Origin of the sequence: Microbacterium aurantiacum (assembly GCF_002872075.1) — a bacterium.
Taxonomy (GTDB): Bacteria; Actinomycetota; Actinomycetes; order Actinomycetales; family Microbacteriaceae; genus Microbacterium; species Microbacterium aurantiacum_A.
The window spans coordinates 403,736-429,738 of record NZ_PGGU01000005.1 but is presented as its reverse complement, the minus strand read 5'-3'; the positions used below and the strand labels follow the sequence as shown (position 1 = coordinate 429,738).

At 68.7% G+C, this 26,003-nt stretch carries 23 protein-coding genes; 19 read left to right on the top strand and 4 right to left on the bottom strand.

Translation table 11 applies throughout. The features are described 5' to 3' along the window. Positions 1-37: 37 nt before the first annotated feature. From CUR96_RS05065 to CUR96_RS05050, 4 genes are all read left to right on the top strand, one after another. A complete protein-coding gene (locus CUR96_RS05065; RefSeq protein WP_348639563.1) occupies positions 38-445 on the top strand; it encodes a preprotein translocase subunit YajC in 408 nt (135 codons plus the stop codon). 64 nt (positions 446-509) lie between these two features. Further along, on the top strand, positions 510-2,240 hold the full coding sequence (secD, locus tag CUR96_RS05060; RefSeq protein ID WP_102192172.1) for a protein translocase subunit SecD: 1,731 nt from the start codon (positions 510-512) through the stop codon (positions 2,238-2,240). Continuing rightward, the gene (gene secF / locus CUR96_RS05055; protein WP_102192171.1) at positions 2,240-3,229 is read left to right on the top strand and encodes a protein translocase subunit SecF; all 990 of its coding nucleotides are present in this window, start codon (positions 2,240-2,242) and stop codon (positions 3,227-3,229) included. Before secD ends, secF begins: the two co-directional genes overlap by 1 nt. Before the next feature lie 68 nt (positions 3,230-3,297). Next, the gene (locus CUR96_RS05050; protein WP_102192170.1) at positions 3,298-5,547 is read left to right on the top strand and encodes a RelA/SpoT family protein; all 2,250 of its coding nucleotides are present in this window, start codon (positions 3,298-3,300) and stop codon (positions 5,545-5,547) included. Here CUR96_RS05050 and CUR96_RS05045 read toward each other — a convergent pair. Next, positions 5,534-6,091: a type IV toxin-antitoxin system AbiEi family antitoxin gene (locus tag CUR96_RS05045; protein ID WP_146008122.1), complete on the bottom strand. Its 558-nt coding sequence runs from the start codon at positions 6,089-6,091 to the stop codon at positions 5,534-5,536. The two genes, CUR96_RS05050 and CUR96_RS05045, sit on opposite strands and share 14 nt — an antisense overlap. Positions 6,092-6,154: 63 nt before the next feature. After that, positions 6,155-7,507 carry a DUF349 domain-containing protein gene (locus CUR96_RS05040; RefSeq protein ID WP_102192168.1) on the bottom strand — a complete coding sequence of 451 codons (1,353 nt, stop codon included), beginning with the start codon at positions 7,505-7,507 and terminating at the stop codon, positions 6,155-6,157. Between the two features lie 216 nt (positions 7,508-7,723). Between CUR96_RS05040 and nirB the strand changes: the two genes are divergently transcribed. Genes nirB through CUR96_RS05020 form a run of 4 tightly spaced genes read left to right on the top strand, consistent with a single transcriptional unit; the run spans position 7,724 to position 13,033 of the window. After that, the gene (gene nirB / locus CUR96_RS05035; protein WP_180968939.1) at positions 7,724-10,306 is read left to right on the top strand and encodes a nitrite reductase large subunit NirB; all 2,583 of its coding nucleotides are present in this window, start codon (positions 7,724-7,726) and stop codon (positions 10,304-10,306) included. After that, positions 10,303-10,662 carry a nitrite reductase small subunit NirD gene (gene nirD / locus CUR96_RS05030; RefSeq protein ID WP_102192167.1) on the top strand — a complete coding sequence of 120 codons (360 nt, stop codon included), beginning with the start codon at positions 10,303-10,305 and terminating at the stop codon, positions 10,660-10,662. The genes nirB and nirD overlap by 4 nt, the downstream gene beginning before the upstream one ends. Continuing rightward, positions 10,659-11,894: a uroporphyrinogen-III C-methyltransferase gene (cobA, locus tag CUR96_RS05025; protein WP_102192166.1), complete on the top strand. Its 1,236-nt coding sequence runs from the start codon at positions 10,659-10,661 to the stop codon at positions 11,892-11,894. Before nirD ends, cobA begins: the two co-directional genes overlap by 4 nt. A 26-nt stretch (positions 11,895-11,920) precedes the next feature. Then, positions 11,921-13,033 carry a uroporphyrinogen-III synthase gene (locus CUR96_RS05020; RefSeq protein WP_102192165.1) on the top strand — a complete coding sequence of 371 codons (1,113 nt, stop codon included), beginning with the start codon at positions 11,921-11,923 and terminating at the stop codon, positions 13,031-13,033. Positions 13,034-13,108: 75 nt separating this feature from the next. Here the strand turns inward: CUR96_RS05020 and CUR96_RS05015 are convergent, their stop codons facing one another. Continuing rightward, positions 13,109-14,038 (bottom strand): formate/nitrite transporter family protein, encoded by a 930-nt coding sequence (locus CUR96_RS05015; protein WP_102192164.1) that lies wholly within the window; start codon positions 14,036-14,038, stop codon positions 13,109-13,111. A gap of 139 nt (positions 14,039-14,177) precedes the next feature. After that, entirely contained in the window at positions 14,178-14,483 is a 306-nt protein-coding gene (locus CUR96_RS05010; RefSeq protein ID WP_102192163.1) for a hypothetical protein, read from the bottom strand. Positions 14,484-14,570: 87 nt separating this feature from the next. Here CUR96_RS05010 and CUR96_RS05005 point away from each other — a divergent pair, with 87 nt between their 5' ends. From CUR96_RS05005 to CUR96_RS04955, 11 genes are all read left to right on the top strand, one after another. Next, positions 14,571-15,917: a replication-associated recombination protein A gene (locus CUR96_RS05005; RefSeq protein ID WP_102192162.1), complete on the top strand. Its 1,347-nt coding sequence runs from the start codon at positions 14,571-14,573 to the stop codon at positions 15,915-15,917. A gap of 182 nt (positions 15,918-16,099) precedes the next feature. Next, the gene (rpsD, locus tag CUR96_RS05000) at positions 16,100-16,729 is read left to right on the top strand and encodes a 30S ribosomal protein S4 (protein WP_102192161.1); all 630 of its coding nucleotides are present in this window, start codon (positions 16,100-16,102) and stop codon (positions 16,727-16,729) included. Positions 16,730-16,872: 143 nt separating this feature from the next. Next, positions 16,873-17,061: a hypothetical protein gene (locus CUR96_RS04995; RefSeq protein WP_102192160.1), complete on the top strand. Its 189-nt coding sequence runs from the start codon at positions 16,873-16,875 to the stop codon at positions 17,059-17,061. 57 nt (positions 17,062-17,118) lie between these two features. Continuing rightward, positions 17,119-19,779, top strand: a complete 2,661-nt coding sequence (alaS, locus tag CUR96_RS04990; RefSeq protein ID WP_102192159.1) for an alanine--tRNA ligase — start codon at positions 17,119-17,121, stop codon at positions 19,777-19,779. Then, the gene (gene ruvX, locus CUR96_RS04985) at positions 19,776-20,249 is read left to right on the top strand and encodes a Holliday junction resolvase RuvX (RefSeq protein WP_102192158.1); all 474 of its coding nucleotides are present in this window, start codon (positions 19,776-19,778) and stop codon (positions 20,247-20,249) included. The genes alaS and ruvX overlap by 4 nt, the downstream gene beginning before the upstream one ends. A gap of 2 nt (positions 20,250-20,251) precedes the next feature. After that, positions 20,252-21,685, top strand: coding sequence for an endolytic transglycosylase MltG (gene mltG / locus CUR96_RS04980; RefSeq protein WP_102192157.1), 1,434 nt, complete (start codon positions 20,252-20,254; stop codon positions 21,683-21,685). 4 nt (positions 21,686-21,689) lie between these two features. After that, the gene (locus CUR96_RS04975) at positions 21,690-22,517 is read left to right on the top strand and encodes a shikimate dehydrogenase (RefSeq protein WP_102192156.1); all 828 of its coding nucleotides are present in this window, start codon (positions 21,690-21,692) and stop codon (positions 22,515-22,517) included. Positions 22,518-22,564: 47 nt separating this feature from the next. After that, positions 22,565-23,794, top strand: a complete 1,230-nt coding sequence (aroC, locus tag CUR96_RS04970; RefSeq protein ID WP_102192155.1) for a chorismate synthase — start codon at positions 22,565-22,567, stop codon at positions 23,792-23,794. After that, positions 23,778-24,296: a shikimate kinase gene (locus CUR96_RS04965; protein ID WP_180968938.1), complete on the top strand. Its 519-nt coding sequence runs from the start codon at positions 23,778-23,780 to the stop codon at positions 24,294-24,296. Before aroC ends, CUR96_RS04965 begins: the two co-directional genes overlap by 17 nt. After that, positions 24,293-25,381, top strand: coding sequence for a 3-dehydroquinate synthase (gene aroB, locus CUR96_RS04960; protein ID WP_102192153.1), 1,089 nt, complete (start codon positions 24,293-24,295; stop codon positions 25,379-25,381). Before CUR96_RS04965 ends, aroB begins: the two co-directional genes overlap by 4 nt. Further along, positions 25,378-25,908, top strand: coding sequence for a GNAT family N-acetyltransferase (locus tag CUR96_RS04955; protein ID WP_102192152.1), 531 nt, complete (start codon positions 25,378-25,380; stop codon positions 25,906-25,908). Before aroB ends, CUR96_RS04955 begins: the two co-directional genes overlap by 4 nt. The last annotated feature ends 95 nt before the right edge of the window (positions 25,909-26,003 follow it).

The window sequence follows — 26,003 nt, the reverse complement described above, 5'->3', positions numbered from 1 at the left end:
AAAGGCTGGCGCGTGCACCTGAGAAAGGCGCTTCTCCATGCCCATGGAATTCCTCCTCTTCGGCCTTCTTGCCGTCCTCCTCGTCTTCATGATCTTCAACACGCGCAAGCGCACGAAGCAGATGAAGGCCGAGCAGGAGGAGAAGGCCACCAAGACCGTTCCCGGCGTGAAGGTGCTCCTTCAGGGCGGCATCTTCGGCACGATCGTCGCGTACGACCCCGAGGACCTCGACACTCCCGCACTGGTGGAGATCGCTCCCGGCACTGTCATCGAGGTGCACAGCCAGGCCATCCTCCGGATCGTCGAGCCCAAGGACGCCCTCGTCGAGGATGCAGAAGCAGACGTCGACGGCGATGACGTCGTCGAGGACGCGACGGCGTCGGATGCCGAGACGGTCGAAGAGACCCGCGCCCGCCTGGACAACGACTCCGACGACAAGAAGTAGTCCCGGCGCCGCGCTCGGCCCGCTCCCGCATCGCACAACCGGCTACTCAGAAAGCTGAACTCACGTGGCTTCATCCTCTCCGGTCCGTCACGCCTGGCGGGTCCTCCTCGGCCTGCTTCTCGTGACGGCGGCCCTCTTCGGCGTCAACGCGCTCGGCGTGTACGGGTTCCAGAAGAGCTCCTGGACACCTGAACTGGCGCTGGACCTGCAGGGCGGCACGCAGATCGTCCTGGGAGCCGCCACCGGAGACGGTTCGGCCCCCACGCAGGAGCAGATGGATCAGGCCGCGTCGATCATCCGGCAGCGCGTCGACGCCGCCGGTGTCGCCGAGGCCGACATCACCACCGAGGGCGGACGCAACATCGTCGTCCAGATCCCCGGGGTCGCGGACGAGCAGACCCGTGAGCGCATCCAGGCCGCGGCCCAGCTCGAGTTCCGGGCGGTGATCGCCACGAACCAGGCCACGAACGAGTTCGTCGGCGAAGACGGCAACAGCACGCCGTACCCGACTCCCGACCCGTCGCTCAACGCCGTTCCGACGCCGGAGCCCACGGACGCGAGCGATCTGGCATGGGCCACGCCGAAGCTGACCGCCGAGTTCCTCGCCTACGACTGCGCCAACCCGACCGGGGACCCGGCCAACGCGCCGGAGGATCAGCCGCTCATCACCTGCGACGACACCGGCCAGTTCAAGTACATCCTCGGCCCGGTCGAACTGACCGGCGACGTCATCGAAGACGCGACCAGCGGACGCGCACCCGACTCCGGCGCCTGGATCGTGCAGCTGACGATGGACGGCAAGGGCACCGAGGCATTCGGCAAGGTCAGCCAGCGTCTCAACGAGAACCGGATCGCCGGCCTCTCGCCGCGTGACCAGTTCGCGTTCGTGCTCGACGGCGCGGTCATCTCCGCTCCGCGGATGAACGGCCTCATCCAGGACGGCCGCCCCAGCATCTCGGGCAGCTTCACGCAGGAGACCTCCAAAACCCTCGCCGATCAGCTCAAGTACGGCGCCCTGCCCCTGAGCTTCACGGTGGAGAGCTCCGACACGATCTCGGCGACGCTCGGCACCCAGCAGCTGCAGATCGGTCTGATCGCCGGCCTCATCGGGCTCGCACTCGTCGCGATCTACTCGCTGATCAGCTACCGGGCGCTCGGCACGGTGATCATCGCGTCCATCGCCGTGATGGCGGTGCTCACCTACGTGATCATCTGCATCCTCGCGTGGCGACTCGGCTTCCGGCTCTCGCTCGCCGGTGTCGCCGGCCTCATCGTGTCGATCGGCTTCACGGCCGACTCGTTCATCGTGTACTTCGAACGCATCCGTGACGAGCTCCGCGACGGCAAGTCGATCACGTCGGCGGTCGAAGACGGATGGGGCCGTGCCAAGCGCACGATCTACATCTCGAAGTCGATCAACATCCTCGCCGCCGTCGTGCTGTACATCCTGGCGGACGCCACGGTGAAGGGCTTCGCGTTCACGCTCGGCCTCACCACCCTGATCGACGTCTTCATCTTCGTGATCTTCACCCACCCGGTGATGCAGCTGCTCGCACGCACCAGTTTCTTCGGCGGCGGCCATCGCCTGTCGGGTCTCGACCCGGAAGCGCTGGGCTCCGTGTACCGCACTCGCTCGCAGTACCGCGAGGTGACCACCACGGCCGCCGGCCGCGCTGCCAAGAACGCCCGCTCCCGTGGCGAGGCGGAGCGGCGGCAGACGATCGCCGAACGCAAACGCGCCGATGCCCTCGCCGGCGACAGAACCTCGAGCTCCGGAAATGAGGGAGACGCCTGATGGCTTCCATGAGTGAGTTCGGCAACAACCTGTATTCGGGGAAGACTTCCTTCCCCTTCGTCGGCAGGCGGCGGCTGTGGTTCATCATCGCGATCGTGCTCGTCGCCGGCGCCGCCCTCGTGCCGGTGTTCCGCCCGATCCAGTTCTCGATCGAGTTCACCGGCGGATCGCAGTTCACCGTCGTCGCGCCGGAGAGCACCGATCAGGAGCTGGCCACCGATGCCGTCCGTTCCGTGTCGCCTGAGGCCACCACCAAGGTCGTCATCGTCGGCGGCGCCGACATCCGCGTGCAGACCGACCAGATGAGCGCGGAGGAGACGCAGCAGGTCGCGAACGCCCTCGCCGGTGCCTACAAGGTGGAGGCCGAGAGCGTCACCTCATCCTTCATCGGTCCCGCCTGGGGCGAGAACGTCACCCGGCAGTCGCTCTGGGGTCTTGCGATCTTCCTCGCCCTGACCTTCCTGATCCTCGCGATCTACTTCCGCACCTGGAAGATGTCGGCTGCGGCCATCATCGGCCTGCTCGACGTGCTCGTCATCACGGTCGGCGTGTACGCGCTGGCGGGCTTCGAGATCTCGCCGGCCGCGGTGATCGGATTCCTGACGATCCTCGCGTACTCGCTGTACGACACCACGGTCGTGTTCGACAAGATCCGCGAGAACACGACGGAGGACGGTGAGAACAGCTCCCGCACTTTCGGCGAGTCTGTCAACCTGGCCGTCAACCAGACGCTGATCCGATCGATCAACACGTCGGTCGTCGCCGCCCTCCCGGTCGGCGCGATCCTCTTCATCGGCGCGTTCTGGCTGGGAGCAGAGACCCTCACCGACATCTCGCTGTCGATCTTCGTCGGCATCATCGTCGCCACCTACTCGACGCTGTTCGTCGCGGCCCCGCTGTACTCGCTGTTCCGTGAGAAGGAGCCGCAGCTCGCCGAGCGCGACGCACGGATCCTCGACGCGCGGAGCCGTGCCACGGTCGGCGCCTAGAAGTGCTTTCGCCTGCGGGGCTGAGGCCCCGCAGGCGCGCGTAAGATTGTCTGACCCGGAGGTGATGGATGGCGGAGGCGAACCCGTCGGCGCAGGGCTCTAGTCTGCGACGACTCGTGCCCCGCATCTTCTCGCGCGCCTCCCGCGTCAACGACCTCGACAATCTGATCAGGACCGTCAGGGCGAACCACCCGCGCGGTGACTTCTCGGTGATCGAACGCGCGTACGCCGTCGCCAAGGAGAAGCACAGCGGCCAGCTGCGGCAGAGCGGCGAGCCGTACATCACGCATCCGCTGGCCGTGGCTCAGATCCTCGCCGAACTGGGCCTCGGTCCACGCGCGGTCGCCGCCGCCCTCCTGCACGACACGGTCGAGGACACCGGCTACGCGCTCACCGATCTCACCGCCGAGTTCGGCGACGAGGTCGCGATGCTCGTCGACGGCGTCACCAAGCTCGACAAGGTCAAGTACGGCGAGAGCGCCCAGGCCGAGACGGTGCGCAAGATGATCGTAGCGATGTCGAAGGACATCAGGGTGCTGCTGATCAAGCTCGCCGATCGGCTGCACAACGCGCGCACCTGGGGCTTCGTCCCCCCGGAGAAGGCGGCCAAGAAAGCCAAGGAGACGCTCGAGATCTACGCGCCCCTGGCGAATCGACTCGGTATCCAGGCCATCAAGTCCGAACTCGAGGACCTCTCCTTCGCGGTTCTGCATCCGAAGATCTACAACGAGATCCACAGTCTCATCGCGCAGCGCACACCGCAGCGCGAGCAGTATCTCCAGAAGGTCGTCGAGGAGATCGACGAGGATCTCCGTGACCTCCGCATCCGCGGCAAGGTCGTCGGCCGGCCGAAGCAGCTGTACTCGGTGTACCAGAAGATGGTCGTGCGAGGCCGCGAGTTCGACGACATCTACGACCTCATCGGCATCCGCGTGCTGGTCGGCTCCGTGCGGGACTGCTACGCCGTCCTCGGTGCGATCCACGCCCGCTGGACCCCGCTTCCCGGGCGGTTCAAGGACTACATCGCCACGCCGAAGTTCAATCTCTACCAGTCGCTGCACACGACGGTGATCGGCCCTGGGGGACGGACGGTGGAGATCCAGATCCGCACCAACGAGATGCATCACCAGGCCGAGTACGGCGTCGCCGCGCACTGGATGTACAAGGAGCGGATGAACGGCGGCAAGACCGAGGTCCGCGCATCCGATGCGGACATGGCCTGGCTGGCGCACATCTCCGACTGGCAGGCGGAGACCGCTGACCCCGGTGAGTTCCTCGAGTCGCTGCGCTTCGAGATCGGCGCGAAAGAGGTCTACGTCTTCACGCCGAAGGGACGCGTCATCGGCCTGCCCGCGAACGCGAGTCCCGTCGACTTCGCCTATGCCGTGCACACCGAGATCGGTCACCGCACCATGGGTGCGAAGGTCAACGGCCGCCTCGTGCCGCTGGAGTCCGAGCTGAAGAGCGGCGACGTCGTCGAGGTCTTCACATCGAAGAACCCGGATGCCGGCCCCAGCCAGGACTGGCTGGGCTTCGTCAAGAGCACCAGGGCGCGCAACAAGATCCGCGGCTGGTTCACCAAGGAACGGCGCGAGGAGGCGATCGAGCAGGGCAAGGAGGCCATCGCCCGAGCGATGCGCCGGCAGAACCTGCCTCTGCAGCGCCTGATGAGCCAGGACTCCTTCGCGGAGGTCGCCCAGCAGCTGCACTACGAAGACGTCTCGGCGCTGTACGCCGCTGTCGGCGAGGGCCACGTCTCCACCCAGTCCGTGCTCGAGAAGGTCACCGCGCTGGTGGCCGACAACGACACCGCCACTGGGGCGATCGATCTCCCGGGCAGCGTCCCCACTCGGGAGCCGCGCGCCGGCGACTCGGGCATCCTCGTCCGCGGGGCCGCCGACATCCTGGTGAAGCTCGCGAAGTGCTGCACCCCGGTTCCCGGCGACCCGATCGTCGGCTTCGTGACCCGTGGCAGCGGTGTATCGGTGCACCGCGCCGACTGCGTGAATGTGAAGGCGCTCAGCGGCGAGCAGGACCGCTTCGTCGAGGTCTCCTGGGCCCCGACGACGAAGAGCGTGTTCCGCGTGCACATCCAGGTCGAGGCGCTGGACCGATCGGGTCTTCTCTCCGATGTCACGCGCGTGCTGAGCGAGCATCACGTGAACATCCTGTCCGCGACGGTCTCGACGACGGACGAGCGTCTTGCGATCAGCCGCTTCGTCTTCGAGATGGGCGACGCGGTGCACCTCGACCGTGTGCTCAACGCGGTCCGCCGCATCGACGCGGTCTACGACGTCTACCGCGTCACCACGTCGTAGGCGCCCTCTCCTGCTGCGCCAGCCAGCTCAGGGCTGCGCGGGTGCCCGGTACCCGGTTGAGGGCCCGCAGCTCCTCCGCCGCGGCGACGACGAGTGCGGGGGAGACATCGGCGAGTGCCGTCGCCCAGGCGGCGAACGCAGGTTCGCGATGGATGCCGAGCGCGAGGTCGATCATGGTGCGCAACGGCGCCGACACCGCCATCCCGCCGATCTGCACGACATCGTCGGCTGCGAGTGGCGAATCGTGGAAGACCAGTCGGGCGCTCACCGAGGCACGCAGGCGCCGGTCGACGGCGCGGCGAGCGTGATGGGGTGCGGGCGGACGGTCTCCCGCACCGTGGATCCAGGCGGCGGAAGGGCCGGACGCCGCCATCCCCGGCTGGATCAGCGAGCGGAGGCCCGCGGCCCTGGCCTCGGGCCCCTCGACGACATCCGCCGGGATGTAACCCTCGCCGATCTCGACGACGTGGCCGTCGAGCCGTGCCGCGCTCAGTTCCGGCTGCATGAGCCGGTCACCGGGTAGATAGAAGAGCGCGGGGTGCATCACGCCAGTGTGGCGCAGCGCACCCCGCGCGGGGATCTTCCGCAGAGGATCTGTGGATAAGGGTCAGGAACCGAGGGCGTTGAGCCAGGCGCGACGTGCCTCCAGAGCATCCGCCGCTTCCTTGATGGCCTTCTTGTCGCCGGCCTTCTCCGCCGCAGCGAGCTCGTTCTCGAGCTTCTCGATCGCCTCGAGGAGCTGCGAGCTCATGTCGTTCGCGCGCGCGGTGGTCGTCGGGTTGTTCTTCTTCCAGTCGACGTCCTCACGGGCCTTGAGAGCCTGCTCGATCACGCGCAGCCGGTCGTCCAGGGCGCGCTCCTTCTCGCGGGGGAAGATCCGTCCGCCGTCGTCCCACTGGCGCTGGATGCGGGTGAGCAGGGCGCGAGCACGCTTGATGTTCGGCTCGTCGGCGACCGCCTTCGCCTCTTCGAGGAGCGCCTCGCGCTCTTCGATCCGCGGGGCGGACTCGGCTTCCTCGGCTGCAGCCTGCTCGCTGCGCGCGGCGTAGAGAGCGTCACCTGCTGCCTTGAACTTCGCCCACAGCGCGTCGTCGACCTTGCGTCCGGCGCGGCCCGCCGCCTTCCACTCGTCGAGGAGCGTGCGGTAGGAGGGGATGCCGTCGACGCCGCGCGGGGCCAGAGCCTCGGCGCGCTCGACGAGGCGGGCCTTCACGTCACGGGCGGCCTTGTGCGTGTCGTCGAGTTCGGAGTAGAACGCGCGGCGCTGCTTGTCGACCACGGCACGAGCGTCGCGGAAACGCTTCCAGAGCTGCTGGGAGATGCCCTTGGACAGACGCGGTCCGTTCTGCTGCTGGGCCTGCCAGGTGTCGAACAGCTCGCCGAGTTCGGCGGTGACCTGCTTCCACTGCACCTTGGTGAGGTCGCGCGCGGCGATCTCCTCGGCGCGCTCCACGAGGGCGGTGCGCTCGGCCACGGCCTGGTCGACGAGCTCCTTCGCCTGCTGCGCCTCCTGGGCCGTCGCCTCCGACAGCGACGAGGTCAGTGCGTTCAGCCGGTCGCGCAGCGAGGCGAGGTCGCCCACGGCCGCGGCGTCGGTCGCCTCGTCGAGGAGGTGACCGGCCTGCTTCACCAGGTCGCCGGCGGATGCGCCGCCGGCCTTGTGGCGCTGCTCGAGCGTGTGCACCTTGAACGCGATGTCGTCGAACTTGCGCACGAAGTAGGCGAGAGCCTCCTCCGGCGTGCCGTCCGGGTACTGTCCCACGACGCGCCAGGCGTCGCCCTCGCGCACTTCGACGGTGCCGTCCTCCGCGACTCTGCCCCATTGGGCTGCACCGCTGGTGGCGGGTGCGGTCGGCGCCACCGGGGCGACGGCCGCCGGTGTCGGGATCTTCCGCGGCAGGGGAGCAGCCGGGGGAGCAGGAACGGGTGGAGTCGGCTTCGAAGGCTCGTTGGCAGACACAGTGATTCTCCTTGCGCGGTCAGCCCGCGGGAGGCGGAAAGGACGAGGTTCAGCCTAGTACGTGACGACTCCGCGAGCAGGGCCCGCGTGTTCACACGACCGTCACCGGATTGTGAGGAGATCGTTCGACGGCCGAAACACAGTTCGTCACGTCCGGGAAACACCGCGCTCCTATCGTCGCCAGCACGACATATCCCCCGGTCGACAGGAGCGATGATGAACGACACCGCGAGCACGCAGCAGGAGATCCTGGTCGTGGGAGCCGGAATGGTGGCTCACCGCTTCGTGGAGAGCCTGCTCACCCGCACGGATGCGCTGTTGCGGGTGACCGTCGTGGGCGACGAAGGACGGCATCCCTACGACCGGGTCGGACTGACCGGCTTCTTCTCCGGAGCATCCGCGGAGGATCTGGTGCTGGATCGCGCCGTTTTCGACGACCCGCGGGTCCGCCTCATCCCGGACGACCGGGTCACGCGCATCGATCGGGCCGCGAAGACGGTCTCGACCAAGGCGCGGCGCACGCTCAGCTACGACTCCCTGGTGCTCGCGACCGGGTCGTACGCGGCGAGGGTCGCGGTGGACGGTGCCGATCTTCCCGGATGCTTCGTGTATCGGACGCTGGACGATGTGCAGGCTCTGCGCGACTTCGTCCAGAAGCGGGAGCGGATGCTGGGCCGCCCGCTGCGCGGCGCCGTGATCGGCGGCGGCCTGCTCGGCCTCGAGGCCGCCGGCGCGCTGCAGGGGATGGACGTCGACGCGACCGTCGTGCAGTACTCGGATCGGCTGATGTCCAACCAGCTGGATGCGGCCGGAGCCGGCATGCTGCGCCGCCTGCTCGAAGCACGCGGCATCTCGGTGCGCACCGAGGCGCGCACGACGCGCCTCGACCCGGACGACTCCGGAGCGGTCACCGCGCTCGAGTTCCAGGACGGATCCTTCCACCGCGCCGACGTCGTGGTGTTCACGGTCGGTGTGCGGCCGCGCGATGAACTCGCGCGCGGCGCGGAACTGGCGGTGCACCCGCGTGGCGGCGTCGTCATCGACGAGCGCTGCTCGACCTCCGATGCGCACATCCTCGCGATCGGCGAGGTCGCGAACTACGAGGGGCGCTGCGTCGGTCTCGTCGCCCCCGGCTACGCGATGGCCGAGGTCGCGGCGACCCGGCTGCTCGGCGGGGAGGCGACCTTCCCCGGTTACGACGAGTCGGCGAAGCTCAAGCTCTCCGGTGTCGACGTGGCGAGCTTCGGGGACGCGATGGCCACCACGCCGAACGCGCTCGACGTCGTCTATGCCGACCCGGTCGCCGGCGTGTACAAGAAGCTCGTGCTCTCCGACGACGCGCAGACGCTGCTCGGCGGCATCCTGGTCGGCGATGCCGCGGCCTACGGCTCACTGCGTCCTCTCGTCGGAGCCCGGCTGGGTGCGGACCCTGCTGCCTATCTGCTGCCCGAGGGCGGTGTCGAAGCGCCCGGCGGTGAGCTGCCCGACGAGGCGGTCGTCTGCTCGTGCTCCAACGTGACCGCCGGCCGCATCCGTCAGGCCGTGCACGAGGAGGGCTGCGCCGACGCGGCAGCGGTCAAGGGGTGCACGAAGGCCGGCGCCACGTGCGGCTCCTGCGTGCTGATGGTGAAGAAGGTCGTCGGACAAGAGCTCACCAAGCTCGGCCAGACCGTGTCGAACGCGCTCTGCGAGCACTTCGAGATGTCCCGGCGCCAGCTGTTCGACGCCGTGCGGGTCGCCCAGCTCACCACCTTCAGCTCGATCGTCGAGCGCTTCGGCCACGGCCGTGGCTGCGACATCTGCAAGCCGGCCATCGCCAGCATCCTGGCCGTGCTCGTCGGCGCCCACGTGCTCGAGGGCGAGAACGCCACGCTGCAGGACACGAACGACCACGTCATGGCCAACATGCAGAAGGACGGCACCTACTCGGTGGTGCCCCGGATGCCGGGCGGCGAGGTGACCCCGGACGGCCTGCTCGCGATCGGGCAGATCGCCAAGGACTTCGCGCTGTACACGAAGATCACCGGCGGACAGCGCATCGACATGTTCGGTGCCCGGATCGAGCAGCTTCCCGCGATCTGGGGCCGGCTGGTCGACGCGGGCTTCGAATCCGGCCATGCCTACGGGAAGTCCCTGCGCACGGTGAAGTCGTGCGTCGGATCGACCTGGTGCCGGTTCGGGGTGCTGGACTCGGTGGGGATGGCCGTCCGGCTGGAGCTGCGGTACCGCGGGCTGCGGGCACCGCACAAGCTGAAGGTCGGAGTGTCGGGCTGCGCCAGGGAGTGCGCCGAGGCGCGCTCGAAGGACGTCGGCGTCATCGCGACCGAGACGGGCTGGAACATGTACGTCGGCGGCAACGGCGGCTTCTCGCCCCGGCACGCCGAGCTGCTCGCCACCGATCTCGACGACGAGGGCCTGATCCGCGCGATCGACCGCTTCTTCATGTACTACATCCGCACGGCCGACCGCCTGCAGCGCACCGCCCCCTGGTGCGAGGAGCTGGACGGCGGACTCGACGGCCTGAAGGCGGTCATCTTCGACGACAGCCTCGGCATCTGCGCCGATCTCGACGAGGCGATGGCTGGGCACGTCGACCGCTACGAGGACGAGTGGGCGGCGACCCTCCGCGACCCGGCGAAGCTCGAGCGCTTCCGTTCCTTCGTCAACGCCGGGGACACCCCCGATCCTTCGCTCGCCTACGTGGCCGAGCGCGGACAGATCCGCCCGGCGACGAACGAGGAGCGCCGCACCGGCGGCGTCCTCATCGCAGGCACCGCACTGGAGGTCAGACGAGGATGAGCACGGTGATCGATGTGACAATGGTACGAGTATGCACGCTCAACGATCTCGAGGTGGAACGGGGCCGCGCCGCCCTCATCGACGGCGACCAGGTGGCGCTCTTCCTGCTGCCGGACGGCACGGTGCACGCCGTGGACAACCTCGACCCGTACAGCGGTGCGAACGTGATCTCACGGGGCATCGTCGGCACCAGGGGAGAGGCGCCGACGGTCGCCTCGCCGCTGCACAAGCAGGTGTTCGACCTGCGCACCGGTATCTGTCTCGAGACGCAGGGCAAGCCGGATGCCGCGCTGCGCGTGTGGGGCGTCCAGGTGATCGACGGTGCGGTGCACGTGGAGACGAAGGCGCGGCCATGACGACGATGCTCGGTCTGTCCCTGCGCGGCCGGGAGGTGCTGATGGTCGGCGGAGGATCGGTGACGGCTCGTCGGCTGCGCCGTTTCCTCGCCGACGGCGCTCTGGTTCGCGTCGTCGCACCGGAACTGGCGGAGGAGACGCGCGAGCTCGTCGCAGAGCACGCCGTCACCTGGCACCAGCGACGCTTCCGCCGCGGCGATGTCACCGGTGCGTGGATCGTGCACACCGCGACCGGTGACCAGGAGGTCGACCGCACCGTGGCCGCCCAGTGCGAGCGCCGGCGCGTCATCTGCATCGATGCCTCCGACGGCACCATCGGCTCGGCACGCCTCACTGCTCAGGCATCGTCCGGCGACGTCGTGATCGGTGTGACCGGCGAGCTCGGCGTCGACCCCCGCCGTTCCATGGAGATCCGCGACGCCGTCGCGGATCTGCTCACCTCGGGCCGGCTGCCGGTGCGACGCCACCGCCGAGGTCTGCTCGGACGCGTCGACCTGATCGGCGGCGGGCCGGGCCCGGCTGACCTGATGACCGTCCGCGCGCGGAGGCTTCTCGCCGAAGCGGATGTCGTTGTGGCGGACCGCCTGGGACCGGCAACAGAACTGCGTGCCGAACTCGGTCCCGGCGTGCTCGTGATCGATGTAGGCAAGAGCCCGGGGAACCATCCGGTGCCCCAGCACGAGATCAATGCGTTGCTCGTCGAGCATGCGCGGGCCGGGAAGCGCGTGGTCCGCCTGAAAGGCGGAGATCCGTTCGTCCTCGGCCGCGGTGGCGAAGAGGTCCTCGCCTGCGTGGCCGCCGGCGTTCCGGTGGATGTGACTCCCGGCGTGAGCAGCGCGATCTCCGTTCCTCAGTCGGCAGGCATCCCCGTGACGCACCGGGGTGTCGCCTCCGCTCTGCACGTCGTGAACGGCCAGGGCGAGATCGCTGATGCGACTCTCGCTGCGATGAAGGACGACTCCGTCACCACCGTCGTGCTGATGGGCGTCGCCGCGCTCCCGCGCATCACCGCCGCAGCGCTGGCACACGGCATCCCCGCCGAGCAGCCGGTGGCGATCGTCGAGAACGGACACAGCGCCGCTCAGCGTACGATCCGGAGCACGCTCGAGCACGTCGTCGCCGACGCTCATGCCGCTCAGGTGCAGAACCCCGCAGTGATCGTCTTCGGCGGCGTCGCCGCGGCCGGACTGCTGCTGCCGGTCACCGGACTGTTCGCCGAGAGCACCGCGTGACAGAGCCACGGGGCACGGAACCGCGGGTGCTCGACGCCGCACTCGCCGGGTGCACCATCATCGTCGCGGCCGACAGACGCTCGGCTGATCTCGCCACGGCTCTCGAGCGTCGCGGAGCGCAGGTGCACCGCGCCCCGGCGCTGAGCATCGTCCCGAACGCGGATGACGCGGAGCTCATGCGGCGCACCGAGCAGCTGATGGCATCCCCTCCCGACATCGTGGTCGTCACGACGGGTGTCGGCTTCCGCGGCTGGATGGATGCGGCGCACGAGCACGGTTTCGATGAGCGTCTGGATGCGGCCCTGGCGGGTGCCCAGTTCATCGCGCGCGGCCCGAAGGCGCACGGAGCGATCCAGCAGGCCGGATTCACCGCCGACTGGGTCGCGGAGTCCGAGACCTCAGCCGAGGTGGGGGAGTATCTGCTCGCCTCGGACATCAGCGGGAAGCGGATCGTCGTGCAGCATCACGGCGCCGGGTCCGACGGGCTCGACGACCTCCTCGCGGATGCCGGCGCCGATGTGGTCAGCGTCACCGTGTACCGGTGGGGCCCGCCGCCCGATCCCGCGGTCGTCCGGCGTTCCGCTCTGCAAGCCGGTGCGGGCGAAGCCGACGCCGTGCTGTTCACCTCCGCCCCCGGCGCGGCATCCTGGATCGCCGTAGCGGAAGAGGCGGGGGTGCTCGACGACATCCGCCGCCGAGCAGCGACGGGAAGACTGCTGCTCGCATCCGTCGGCCCCATCACAGCGGGTCCATTGCACGCCGCCGATCTGCAGACATCGATCGCGGACCGCGGACGTCTCGGATCGCTCGCGCGCTGCGTGATCGCGCACTTCGGCGGGGGACATGCTCCGTCGCTGCAGACTGATGCCGGTCGTCTGGAGGTGCGCAGCGGTGGCGTCTTGATCGACGGACGCTTTCTGCCGCTCTCGCGCAGCGCCGCGGGACTCATCGAGGCCCTGTTCATCGCCGGCGGGCGGGTGCTCTCGCGCGCCGAGATCGGGCGTGTGCTTCCCGGCGGCGACCGCAACAGCCATGCCGTTGAAGTGGCGGTGGCGCGTCTGCGTGAATCGCTGGGCGGAGCGGACCTCGTGCAGACCGTGGTCAAGCGGGGCTATCGCCTCGCGGTCACCGAGTACTGAAGCGCACTCGTCGCGACCGACCGTGACGACGACAGGGCCCGGCGAGAGAAGATCTCGCCGGGCCCTGATCCGCGTTCAGCCGGCGTGGACCGGTTCGGCGTCACGGTCAGCGGGGGCCGTCTGCTTCGGCATCGGCTCCTGTCCAGACGCATCCTGCACGTCGGAGACCTGTGCGGTCGGGACGCCCGCGCCAGCCGCACGCTTCCTGCGCGTCGCGGGGCGTCCGTGCGTGAGGTACAGGGGGAGCCCGACGAACAGCAGGCCGCCGACGAGGTTGCCGACCACGGTGGGGATCTCGTTCCAGATCAGGTAGTCCATGATCGTGAAGTCGGCGCCGAGGAGCAGTCCCGACGGGAACAGGAACATGTTCACGATCGAGTGCTCGAAGCCCATGTAGAAGAAGAGCATGATCGGCATCCACATGGCCACGATCTTCCCGAGCACGTTGTCGGAGATCATCGCCATGACCACACCCGTGGACACCAGCCAGTTGCACAGCACTCCGCGGATGAACAGCGTGAGCATGCCCGCTGCGCCGTGATCGGCGTAGCCGACCGTCCGGCCGTGGCCGATCTCGCCGATCGCGAGTCCGACGGCGCTGGGCTCGGTGGAGAAGCCGTACGTGAAGTACACCGCCATCAGGACGGCGACCATGAAGGCGCCGCCGAAGTTGCCCAGGAAGACCAGTCCCCAGTTGCGGAACATCCCGCCGACCGTCGCCCCTGGGCGCTTGTCTAGCAGGGCCAGCGGGGTGAGCGTGAACACGCCGGTGAGGAGGTCGTATCCGAGCAGGTAGAGCATCACGAAGCCGACCGGGAAGAGCAGCGCACCCAGGAGCGGCTGACCGGTGTTGACCGACACCGTGACCGCGAAGGCGGCGGCGATCGTGAGCAGAGCAGCGCCCATGAACGAGCGGATCAGCGTGTCGCGGGTCGACATCTGCAGCTTGTAGGCGCCGGCGTCGACCATGCGGGTGACGAGTTCCGCGGGTTTGACGTAGGACATGGGAGACCTCCACAGGGACAGAGAGCCACGATTCGGCTGCGCTCAGCCTGACTCAGCGGCGTTTCCCGGAAGGACCCGGCGCGTTACGCGCATGAAGCGATTCGCTCACAACAGCCTGGACGCCGTGTGAGTAGGAGACCTACGGGGCCGGGGTCTCCGCGGGCGTATCGGAGGGGATCGGCACGGGTGTCTGCTCCGGCGTCGCGCTCGGCGACGGGGTGCTGCTCTGCGTCGGCTCGGGCTCGGGGGCGGTGATCTGGGCGTGCACGACCTGGCTGGCGATCACGGCCGCGATGAGGACTCCGCCGGCGACACCGGCCACGACGTTGTCCCGCACCCGACGGCGCTGCTGACCCCGGTGCCACTCGCTGCGAGCCGCGTACAGGCGAGCGCGTTCCGCCTCGGTGCGTGCCCGCTGATCGTTCTTCGAACCACGTCCGGCCATGCCGCTCCCGCCTCTCCCTGCGCCCCGGCGGGCGCCGCATGTGAGCCTACCGCCGCCAACGTCTCACGCCCGCATTAGCCTGGGGGGATGACTTCCGCCGCCGCGCTGCTCTCCGGGCAGACACCGCTCGCCGTGCGGATGCGGCCGGTGGCGCTCTCCGAGGTCGCCGGCCAGCAGCATCTGCTGCGCGCCGGATCCCCGATCGTGGCGCTGGCAGATCCCGATGCGACGTCGCCCGGCGCGGTCTCCATCATCCTGTGGGGTCCGCCCGGCACCGGCAAGACGACACTGGCACAGGCCATCGCCCGATCCTCCGGCCGGCGCTTCGTGGAGCTCTCCGCTATCACGGCAGGGGTGAAGGATGTCCGCGAGGTGATGCAGGAGGCGATCACGCAGCGCGATCTCTACGGCCAGACGACGATCCTCTTCCTCGACGAGATCCACCGGTTCACGAAGGCGCAGCAGGATGCTCTGCTGCCAGGCGTCGAGAACGGCTGGGTCATCCTGATCGCCGCCACCACAGAGAACCCCTCCTTCTCGGTGATCTCGCCGCTGCTGTCGCGTTCGCTGCTGCTCACGCTGCACGCGCTCACCGATGACGACATCGGGGTGCTCGTCGATCGCGCGGTGACCGACCCGCGCGGACTGAACGGCGCTGTCGTGCTCTCCGATGAGGCGCGAAGCGCGCTCATCCGCCTGGCTTCGGGAGACGCGCGGCGCGCCCTCACCGGTCTCGAAGCCGGTGCGGCGGTCGCGCTGTCCCACGGCGCCGATGAAGACGACGACTCCGCCTCGCTGCCCGAGGTCACCGCCGACGACGTCGCGCAGGCGGTGGATCGCGCTCTGCTGCGCTACGACCGGCAGGGCGACGAGCACTACGACGTCATCAGCGCGTTCATCAAGTCCATCCGCGGGTCCGATCCGGATGCCGCGCTGCACTATCTCGCCAGGATGATCGAGGCCGGCGAGGACCCTCGTTTCATCGCCCGTCGCCTCGTCATCTCGGCGTCGGAAGACGTCGGCCTCGCCGATCCGCAGGGACTCGTCATCGCCGTGGCGGCCGCCGACGCGGTCGCCTTCATCGGCATGCCCGAGGGTCGCATCCCGTTGGCCGAGGCGACGGTCTACCTCGCCACCACGGCGAAGTCGAACGCGGCGTACAAGGGGATCGACGCGGCGATCGCCGACATCCGCTCCGGAGGCTTCGGCCGGGTGCCGGTGCACCTGCGCGACGGGCACTACCCGGGGGCGAAGCGGCTCGGGCACGGCAAGGGATACGTGTACTCGCACGACAGCGAGTACGGCGTCGTTCCGCAGCAGTACCTTCCAGATGAGCTCGACGGACGCCGTTACTACGAGCCCAAGGAGCTCGGTGCCGAGCGCGACATCTCTGCCCGGCTCGAGAAGATCCGCCGGATCCTGGGCGACCGCTGATCCTCTGCCGGGGAGACCTCCTCGGATCTGTTAGACTTGATCGGCTCGAAACACAGTTTTCGGGCATCCCCTCGCTCTCACTCACCTTCCTCCGTGCCCCGGCGTGCACATGGAAGGGCCGGCGGGGGAGATACGTCCGTGAGTCGTGAAAGACGCGACCACGTCATCGGAAGGAAAACTTCGTGACCACGAAGTCCCAGGACCGCCGCAAGGTCCGCCTGTCCCGCGCGCTCGGCATCGCGCTCACCCCGAAGGCAGCCCGCTACCTCGAGAAGCGTCCCTACGCTCCGGGCGAGCACGGCCGCACCAAGCGCAAGGCTGACAGCGACTACGCCGTCCGTCTGCGTGAGAAGCAGCGTCTGCGCGAGCAGTACGGCATCCGCGAGAAGCAGATGCGCAACACCTTCAACGAGGCGCGCCGTCAGGACGGCCTGACCGGTGAGAACCTGGTCGAGCTGCTCGAGATGCGTCTCGACGCCCTCGTCGTGCGTTCGGGCTTCGCCCGCACCACCGCGCAGGCTCGCCAGCTCGTCGTGCACCGTCACATCCTCGTCGACGGCCAGCTCGTCGACCGCCCGTCGTTCCGCGTGAAGCCGGGTCAGCTCATCCACGTCAAGGCCAAGAGCGAGGGCACCGAGCCCTTCCAGGTGGCAGCAGCCGGCGGTCACGCCGAGGTTCTGCCCCCGGTTCCGGGCTACCTCGAGGTCGAGCTCGACAAGCTCCAGGCACGCCTGGTCCGTCGTCCGAAGCGCGCTGAGGTCCCCGTGACCTGCGAAGTGCAGCTCGTCGTCGAGTACTACGCGGCTCGCTGATCCGAGACGGGCTCCCTGAGCCTGTCGAAGGGCAGCAACCCAGAAGTAAAGGCAAGAGGCGTCGGGGCAACCCGACGCCTCTTGTCGTTTCCGCTTACGATGGAGGCACCGCGTCTCCGCGGACCAAGGGCAAGGATGACGACATGAAGACTGTGCTGTGGTTCCTCATCGGTGTGATCGGCGGGTTCGTCGCCGCCCACTTCATGGACAAGGACCCGCGCGGCCACGACATCCTCGCCGACGTGGACGCTCGGATCAACGAGTTCACCGGCATCCTCGGCGACGCGTACCGCGAGCAGCAGGCGCGCCTGACGGAGCCCGGAAACAACTGATCCAGCGCGCACTCGCGCGACCTCTTCACCCCTTCACGCAAGGACCTCACTACCTCCATGAATACTGCGGAGATCGCGCAGCGCTATCTCGATTTCTTCGAGAAGAACGACCACGTCATCGTCCCCTCGGCCTCCCTCGTCAGCGACGACCCCTCGCTGCTGTTCACGGTCGCCGGAATGGTGCCGTTCATCCCGTACCTCACCGGGGTGGTGCCCGCGCCGCACCCGCGGATCGCCGACGTGCAGAAGTGCATCCGCACGAACGACATCGAAGAGGTCGGCAAGACGGCGCGTCACGGCACCTTCTTCCAGATGATGGGCAACTGGTCGTTCGGCGACTACTTCAAAGAGGGCGCGATCCGCTACGCCTGGGAACTGCTCACCAGCGCCGAATCCGACGGCGGCTACGGGTTCGATGAGAAGGATCTCTGGGTCACGGTCTATGAGACCGACGACGAGGCCGAGGCGATCTGGCGCGACATCATCGGCCTGAAGCCCGAGCGCATCCAGCGGCTCGGCCGGGCCGACAACTACTGGAACACCGGACAGCCCGGTCCCGGCGGTCCCGACTCGGAGATCTTCTTCGACCGAGGACCCTCCTACGGCAAGGACGGCGGCCCCGCGGCCGACGACTCGCGGTTCCTGGAGATCTGGAACCTCGTGTTCATGCAGGACTTCATCGAGAACGTCCGCGGCAAGACTGAGTTCGACATCGTGGGGGAGCTGCCCCAGAAGAATATCGACACCGGCATGGGCCTGGAGCGCGTCGCGTTCCTCAAGCAGGGCGTCGAGAACATGTACGAGACCGATCAGGTGCGTCCGGTCCTGGACCGCGCCGTCGAACTCTCCGGCCGACGTTACGGCGCCGTGCACGAGGACGACGTGCGCTTCCGCGTGATCGCCGACCATGTCCGCTCCTCTCTCATGCTGCTTTCCGACGGCGTCCGTCCGTCCAACGAGGGCCGCGGCTACATCCTGCGGCGTCTGATGCGCCGCACGGTCCGCGCGATGAAGCTGCTCGGCGTCGACGAGCCGACCTTCCCCGAGCTGTTCACCGCGTCGCGGGATGCGATGAAGACGGCGTACCCCGTGCTCGAGAAGGACTGGTCGACGCTGTCGGCATCGGCCTTCGCCGAGGAGGAGACGTTCCGCCGCACCCTCGCACAGGGCTCGACCATCCTCGATCTCGCGCTCGACGACACGAAGAAGGGCGGCGGGGCGACGCTCAGCGGCCCGGAGGCATTCCTTCTCCACGACACGTACGGGTTCCCCATCGACCTGACCCTCGAGGTCGCGGAGGAAGCCGGGCTCTCCGTCGACCGCGCCGCGTTCGACTCGCTCATGCTCGAGCAGCGCACCCGCGCCAAGGAGGACGCCCGCAACCGGAAACGGCAACTGGCCGACGTGTCCGTCTACCGCGAGCTCCGCGCACTCGGCGAGACCGGATTCGACGGCTACACCGAGCTCGAGGTCGAGTCCCGCATCCTCGGCATCCTCGTCGACGGCCAGCCCGTCCGCACGGCGGTCGAAGGCCAGATCGCCGAGGTCGTGCTGTCCGAGACCACTCTGTACGCCGAGTCCGGTGGCCAGGTCGCCGACAAGGGAACCATCGTGGGTGCGGGCTTCGTGCTCGACGTCCTCGACGTCCAGCGACCCGTCGCCGGCCTGATCAGCCACACGATCGAGGTGGCCAGCGGCAGCGTCTCGGTCGACGACGCCGCGACCACGGTCGTGGATGCCGCGAACCGGCGCGCCGCGCGGCAGGCGCACTCCGCCACGCACCTCGTGCACGCGGCTCTCCGCGACACGCTCGGCCCGACCGCGACCCAGTCCGGTTCGCTGAACCGTGCCGGCTACATGCGGTTCGATTTCGCCTGGTCTCAGGCGCTGTCGGCAGACACGCGCACCGAGATCGAGGAGATCACGAACCGCGCGGTGCAGGACGCGCTCGAGGTCACCACGCGCATCATGTCGCTCGACGAGGCGAAGGAAGCCGGCGCCATGGCGCTGTTCGGCGAGAAGTACGGCGACCGCGTGCGGATGGTCGACATCGGCGGTCCCTGGTCGCGCGAACTGTGCGCGGGCACCCACGTGAACACCAGCGCCGAGATCGGCATCGTCAGCGTCGTCGGAGAATCCTCGGTGGGCGCATCCAACCGCCGTATCGAGGCTCTGGTCGGTCAGGACGCGTTCCGCGAACTGGCCGCAGAGCGGGCGCTCGTCTCTCAACTCACCAGCGCCCTGAAGACGCCGCGCGACCAGCTCTCGGAGCGCATCGCGGACCTTGCGGCGAACCTGAAGGCGGCCGAGAAGCGCATCGCCCAGTTCGAGGCGAAGGAACGCGCCGGTCAGATTCCGGCGATCGCCGATTCCGCAGTGCGGGTCGGAGCGCACCGGGTGGCCGCTCTGTCGCTCGGCGAGATCGCCTCGGCGGACGACGTCCGAGAGCTCGCTCTCGGCGCGCGCGAGCGCCTTGGGGCGGATGCTTCGGTCGTGGCGCTCGGCGGGATCGTGTCCGGCCGACCGGTCGTGGTGGTCGCCACGAACGACGCCGCCCGGGCTGCCGGCGCCAAGGCCGGAGCGCTCGCGAAGCGCGCGGCCGGTGTGCTCGGCGGCGGTGGCGGAGGTCGCGATGACGTCGCTCAGGGCGGTGGCACCGACGCTGCGGCACTGCCGGCGGCGCTGGAGGCCATCAGCCAGGAGCTTCGCGGCGCGTGAGCGCGTTCCGACGGGGCGTCCGACTCGGAATCGATGTCGGCAAGGCCCGCATCGGCGTCGCCCGCTGCGATCCGGACGGCATGCTCGCCTTTCCGGTCGAGACGGTGCCTCGTACAGAGGCATCCCTGGATCGGATCGTCGAGATCGCGGCCGAGTTCGAACCGATCGAGTTCATCGTCGGCCTTCCCGTGAACATGCAGGGCGTCGACACCCTCTCGACGGCCGATGCGCGGACTTTCGCCGCCGACCTGCAGGCGCGCACGGGAATCCCGGTGCGCCTGGTCGACGAGCGGCTCAGCACGGTGACCGCGCACGCGGCGCTGCGTTCTTCGGGCAGAACTCAGAAGAACTCTCGTAGCATTGTGGATCAGGTCGCCGCCGTGGTTCTTCTGCAGCAGGCGATCGACACGGAGAAGAGCACCGGAAACCCGGCCGGTGCGGCCGTCCCGTCTGACGAGGAGTCCGTCTGAAAATGCCCGAACGCGAGAGTGGTTCCCCCCGGCATGATCCGGATGCCCGCCTGGGCGCCCTGTTCGAGAATCTTCCGGAGCCGACCAGGCAGCTGCCGACGGTCGACAACACCGCTCCTGCGCCCGGATCACGGCGGGCCGCCCGCGAGGCCGCAGAGCCGCCGCAGACTTCGCCGACCCCGCCTCCGGTCGCGGCTGACGTCTTCCGTTCCGCTGACCCTTCTCCGGCCGCCGTCTCCTCGGCCGCGGCCGACCCGTTCGCCGCAGCAGCGGGGGAAACGGCCGTCGCGCCGGAGAAGAACGGCGGTCGTCTCGAGGACCTTTTCGAGACGCACCACGACGACGTCGATTCGCATCGTCCCCCCCAGAAGAAGCGGCGTCGCGGCTGCCTGATCGCGCTGATCATCGTCTTCGCGATCCTGGGCGGCATCGCGGCCGGCGGTGTCTGGGTCTGGAACACCTATGGAGAGAAGATCAGCGACGCCATGGGCTGGGGCGAGCCGAAGGACTGGGAGCCGGGCCTCGCGACCGGCGAGGTCTTCGTGACGATCCGTGAAGGAGACACCGGTGGCCCGGTGTCGACCGCCCTCTTCGAGGCCGGTGTCACCAAGACCGACGAGGTCTTCTACGACTACCTTGTCGAGGAGGCCATCGCGGTCACGTTCTACCCCGGTGTGTACAAGCTTCAGGAGAAGATGACGGCGGAGGCCGCACTGGCGGCACTCCAGGACGAGTCCAACAAGCTGGAGAACACCGTCGGGATGTCGGAGGGCGGCACGATCGCCGCCGCTCTTCCGGGTATGGCCGACACGCTCGGCATCCCGCTTGAGGAGTTCCAGGCCGCTGTCGCCGACCCCTCCGCGTACGGAGTGGCCGCGCCGACACTCGAAGGCTGGCTGTTCCCGGCCGTCTACACGTTCGATCCCGAGGTCACTGCGACCCAGGTGATCCAGCGGATGGTCGATCGCACCCGCGAGTCGCTGGAGGCCGCCGGTGTACCAGAGGCCGATGCCCAGCGCGTCCTCACGATCGCCTCGATCATCCAGCGCGAAGGTCGCACGGCCGACTTCGCCAAAGTGTCGCGTGTGATCCAGAACCGGCTCGACGACGGCATGAAGCTCCAGATGGACTCGACCGCCCAATACGGTTACGGCTCGCTGCACGAGGGGGTCGTCTCCAGCTCCCAGGAGGCACTCGAGGATCCGAACGAGTGGAACACCTATGTGCACGAGGGGCTGCCTGCGACGCCGATCGCGAGCCCGAGCGACGCGGCCATCGCGGCGGCCATGCACCCCGAAGACGGCCCGTGGCTCTACTTCGTCACGATCAACCTGAACACCGGCGAGACCCAGTTCTCCGAGACCTACGCGGAGCACCAGCAGGGGATCGAGAAATGGCAGACGTGGTGCAAGGCCAACCCCGACTCGGGTTGCTGACACGATGAGTCGGCGTCGGCTCGCTGTCTGGGGCGATCCGATCGCTCATTCGAAGTCGCCCGCGCTGCACGCCGCGGCGTATGAGATTCTCGGACTCGACTGGGAGTACGGTCGCCGCCAGGTGTCCGGCGACGGCTTCGCCGAGGCCCTGGGCGCTCTGGACGAATCGTGGCTCGGTCTTTCCCTGACGATGCCGCTCAAGGAGCAGGCGTTCCGCGCCTCGGCGACCCGGGACCGGCACGCCGAGATGACCGGAGCCGTCAACACGCTTCTCCTCGGCGAGGAGCCCGCGGGGTTCAACACCGATGTCGGCGGCATCATCGACGCCCTGGCCGATGGCGGCATCACCGAGGTGAGAACTGCGCGCATCCTGGGGGCCGGCGCGACCGCGGCCTCGGCGCTGGTCGCTGTGGCGGAGCTGGGCGCCGTCCGGGTGGATGTGCGCGCTCGGCGTCCCGAGCGCGCGGCTGGTCTCATCGACCTGGGCGCGGGTCTCGGGATCCGCGTCGAGGCCGGCCCGCTCGATGAAGCGGCGGAGGATGCCGTCGACATCACGGTCGCAACGCTTCCCAGCGGCACGGTGCTCTCGGGCGAGCCCGCTGGTCGCCTCGCCGGCGCCGGGGGAGCACTCTTCGATGCCGCCTATGCGCCGTGGCCGTCAGCGCTGGCGACAGCGTGGGGAGACGGCGTCGTGGTATCCGGACTCGGGATGCTGCTGCACCAGGCGGTACGGCAGATCCGCATCTTCGTGGCCGGAGACCCGGCCCATGTGCTGCCGGACGAAGCAGCGGTTGTCGCGGCGATGCGCGCCATGATCGTCCCCGGTCGCTGAACGACACGCGGACAGCACCCGGTCGGATGGCATGGGAGACTAGAGCAATGCTCCGCGTGCTCACGGCCGGCGAATCCCACGGCCCAGAACTCATTGCCGTCATGGAGGGTCTGCCCTCCGGCGTTCCGGTGTCTTCCGAGGCGATCCAGGCCGACCTCGAGCGCCGCAAGCTCGGCTACGGCCGCGGCTCACGCATGAAGTTCGAGCAGGACGAGCTCACGATCTCCGGTGGTGTCCGCCACGGCAAGACCTTGGGCAGCCCGATCGCCCTCCGCATCGGCAACACCGAATGGCCGAAGTGGATCGAGGTCATGAACCCCGAGCCCGTCGAGCTCACCGACAAGTCCCGTGGCCGCAGCGCTCCGCTGACGCGGCCGCGCCCGGGTCATGCGGATCTCGTTGGCATGCAGAAGTACGACTTCGACGAGGCGCGCCCGATCCTCGAGCGCGCGAGCGCCAGGGAGACGGCGGCGCGCGTCGCGCTGGGCGCCGTCGCCCGCTCGTTCCTCGGGGAGCTCGGCATCCGCCTCGTCAGTCACACGCTCTCGATCGGCCCCGTTCAGGTTCCGGCGGGATCCCCGCTTCCGGCCCCGGACGACGTCGATGCCCTCGACGCCGATCCGCTGCGCTGCTTCGACGCGGCCACCTCGGCACTGATGGTGGCCGAGGTCGATGACGCCAAGAAGGAGGGCGACACCCTCGGCGGCATCGTCGAGGTGCTCGCCTACGGACTGCCGCCCGGGCTCGGCTCGCACGTGCACTGGGATCGTCGCCTCGACGGCCGGCTCGCTCAGGCGCTCATGAGCATCCAGGCCATCAAGGGGGTCGAGGTCGGCGACGGCTTCGAAACCTCGCGGCGACGCGGCTCCGCTGCGCACGACGAGCTGTTCGCCACGACCGACGGGATCACCCGCGGCTCCGACCGGGCAGGCGGCACCGAAGGCGGGATGTCGACCGGCACCGTGCTGCGAGTGCGCGCCGCGATGAAGCCGATCGCCACCGTTCCGCATTCGCTGCGCACCATCGATGTCGCGACCGGTGAAGACGCGACCGCGCACCACCAGCGCTCCGACGTGTGCGCCGTGCCCGCCGCGGGAGTCGTCGCGGAGGCGATGGTCGCGATCGAGCTGGCGAACGCCGTGCTGGAGAAGTTCGGCGGAGACAGCATCCGAGAGACTCGACGCAACCGCGACGGCTACCTGGCCGGCATTCCGGCGGAACTGCGCACCGCGCCGGCCTCCGAGGCGGCGCTCATCGCGCATGATGAGCGAGGCTGAGCAGCTCACGCTGGTCCTCGTCGGCCCGATGGCTGCGGGCAAGACCAGCATCGGCAGACGGGTCGCGCGGCGCTTGGACGTGCCGTTCATCGACACCGACAAGCGGATCGCCCGCGAACACGGTCCGATTCCTGCGATCTTCGAAGAGCACGGCGAACCGCACTTCCGCCAGCTCGAACGAGCCGCAGTGGCTGCGGCCCTCGAAGAGGGCGGGGTCATATCGCTGGGCGGCGGTGCAGTGACCGACGCCGGGACCAGGGAGCTTCTGCTCCCGCATCCCGTCGCGTTCCTCACCGTGTCGCCCGAAGCGGTGGCCGACCGGATCCGTGGCGGGGGCAGACCACTGCTCGCGGGAGATGACCCGTTGGAGAGCTGGACGAGGATCTTCGAGGAGCGACGCGGCTGGTACGACGAGGTGGCGACCAGGATGTTCGACACCTCTCGCCGCCCGATGCAGCGCGTCGCCGACGAGATCGTGACATGGAGGAGAGAGCTGCGATGAGTACGACGACCATCAGCGTCACCGGGAACGACCCTTACGACATCACGATCGGACGCGGCATCCTCGACCGCGTGTCGGCGGCGCTCGCGCCGACCGTGCGGAAGATCCTCGTCGTGCATCCGCCGACGCTCGGCGCGCGTGCCGCAGAGCTCAGGGATCGACTGCTCGCCGATACCGAGAACGGCCAGCGCGACGTGCTGCTCGCCGAGATCCCCGATGCCGAGCAGGGCAAGCGCATCGAGGTCGCGGCGTTCTGCTGGCAGGTCATGGGGCAGTCCGACTTCACCCGTACCGATGCGGTCGTCGGCTTCGGCGGGGGAGCGGTGACCGATCTTGCGGGTTTCGTCGCCGCGACCTGGCTGCGCGGTGTGCAGCTCATCCAGGTGCCGACGACGGTGCTGGGGCTCGTGGACGCGTCGATCGGAGGCAAGACCGGGGTCAACACCGCGGAGGGGAAGAACCTCGTCGGTGCCTTCTGGGCTCCCCGTGCCGTGATCGGCGATCTCGATGAGCTCGCCAGCCTCAGTGAGAACGAGGCGACCGCCGGCTTCGCAGAGGTGGTCAAGGCCGGATTCATCTGGGCGCCGGAGATCCTCGACATCGTCGAGGCCGATCCTCGGCGTGCCGTCGACCCCACCACGGACGAGTTCCGCCGCGCGATCGAGCTGGCCGTCGACATGAAGGCGAGGGTGGTGTCCGAGGACTTCCGGGAGGCGGGCCAGCGCGAGATCCTCAACTACGGCCACACGCTCGGCCACGCCATCGAGCACGCCGAGCGCTATCGGTGGCGTCACGGGGCTGCGGTCTCCGTGGGGATGCTGTACGCCGCCGAGCTGTCGCGGCTCGCGGGACGTCTCCCCGACGAGGCTGCGAACCGTCACCGCACTGTTCTGGAGTCGCTCGGACTGCCGACGTCGTACCGGGTCGGCGCATGGAAGCAGCTCCTCGCGACGATGCAGCGCGACAAGAAGAGCCGGGGCGGCATGCTGCGCTTCATCCTGCTCGACGACATCGCCAAGCCCACGGTGCTGCAGGCGCCGGACGAGTCCCTGATGTTCGCCGCGTATCAGGAGATCGGTGCGTGAACATCGCCGTCCGCCGAATCCGCGCTGACGACTGGGCGCGGGTGCGTGACCTGCGGTTGGACGCGGTGAGGGATCCTGATGCCGCGATCGCCTTCCTGCGTTCGTTCGAGACAGAGGCCGCGCATCCGGACGAGTTCTGGCAGCAGCGCGCCGCGCTCGGTTCCGCCGGCGACGCGGTGGCGCAGTTCATCGCGGAGGCGGCCGGGGAGTGGATCGGCACTGTCACGGTCATCCGCTGGGAGCTGGGCGCGTCCGACCATCATGATCGCGAGGTCACCGAACCTCGAGGTGATGTGGTGGGCGTCTACGTCCGTCCTGGCCAGCGCGGGGCAGGGATCGTCGACGCGTTGCTGAACGCGGCGGCGGATTGGGCGAGCACTCTCGGCGACGGGGCGCTGACGCTCGACGTGCACGTGGACAACGCTCGTGCGCAGGCCGCGTATCGACGCGCCGGTTTCGTCGACACCGGCCTGCGTTTCACCGGCGCGATCGGCCCGGAGCTGGAGATGCGGCGCGCGCTCGTGTGATTCGGTTCGAGACGCTTTCTTCTTCGACATCGTTGCGTCGGTCACCCTCATATGGCTACCGTGAGGGCGTCTGCGATCGCGTGACGAGAATCGGA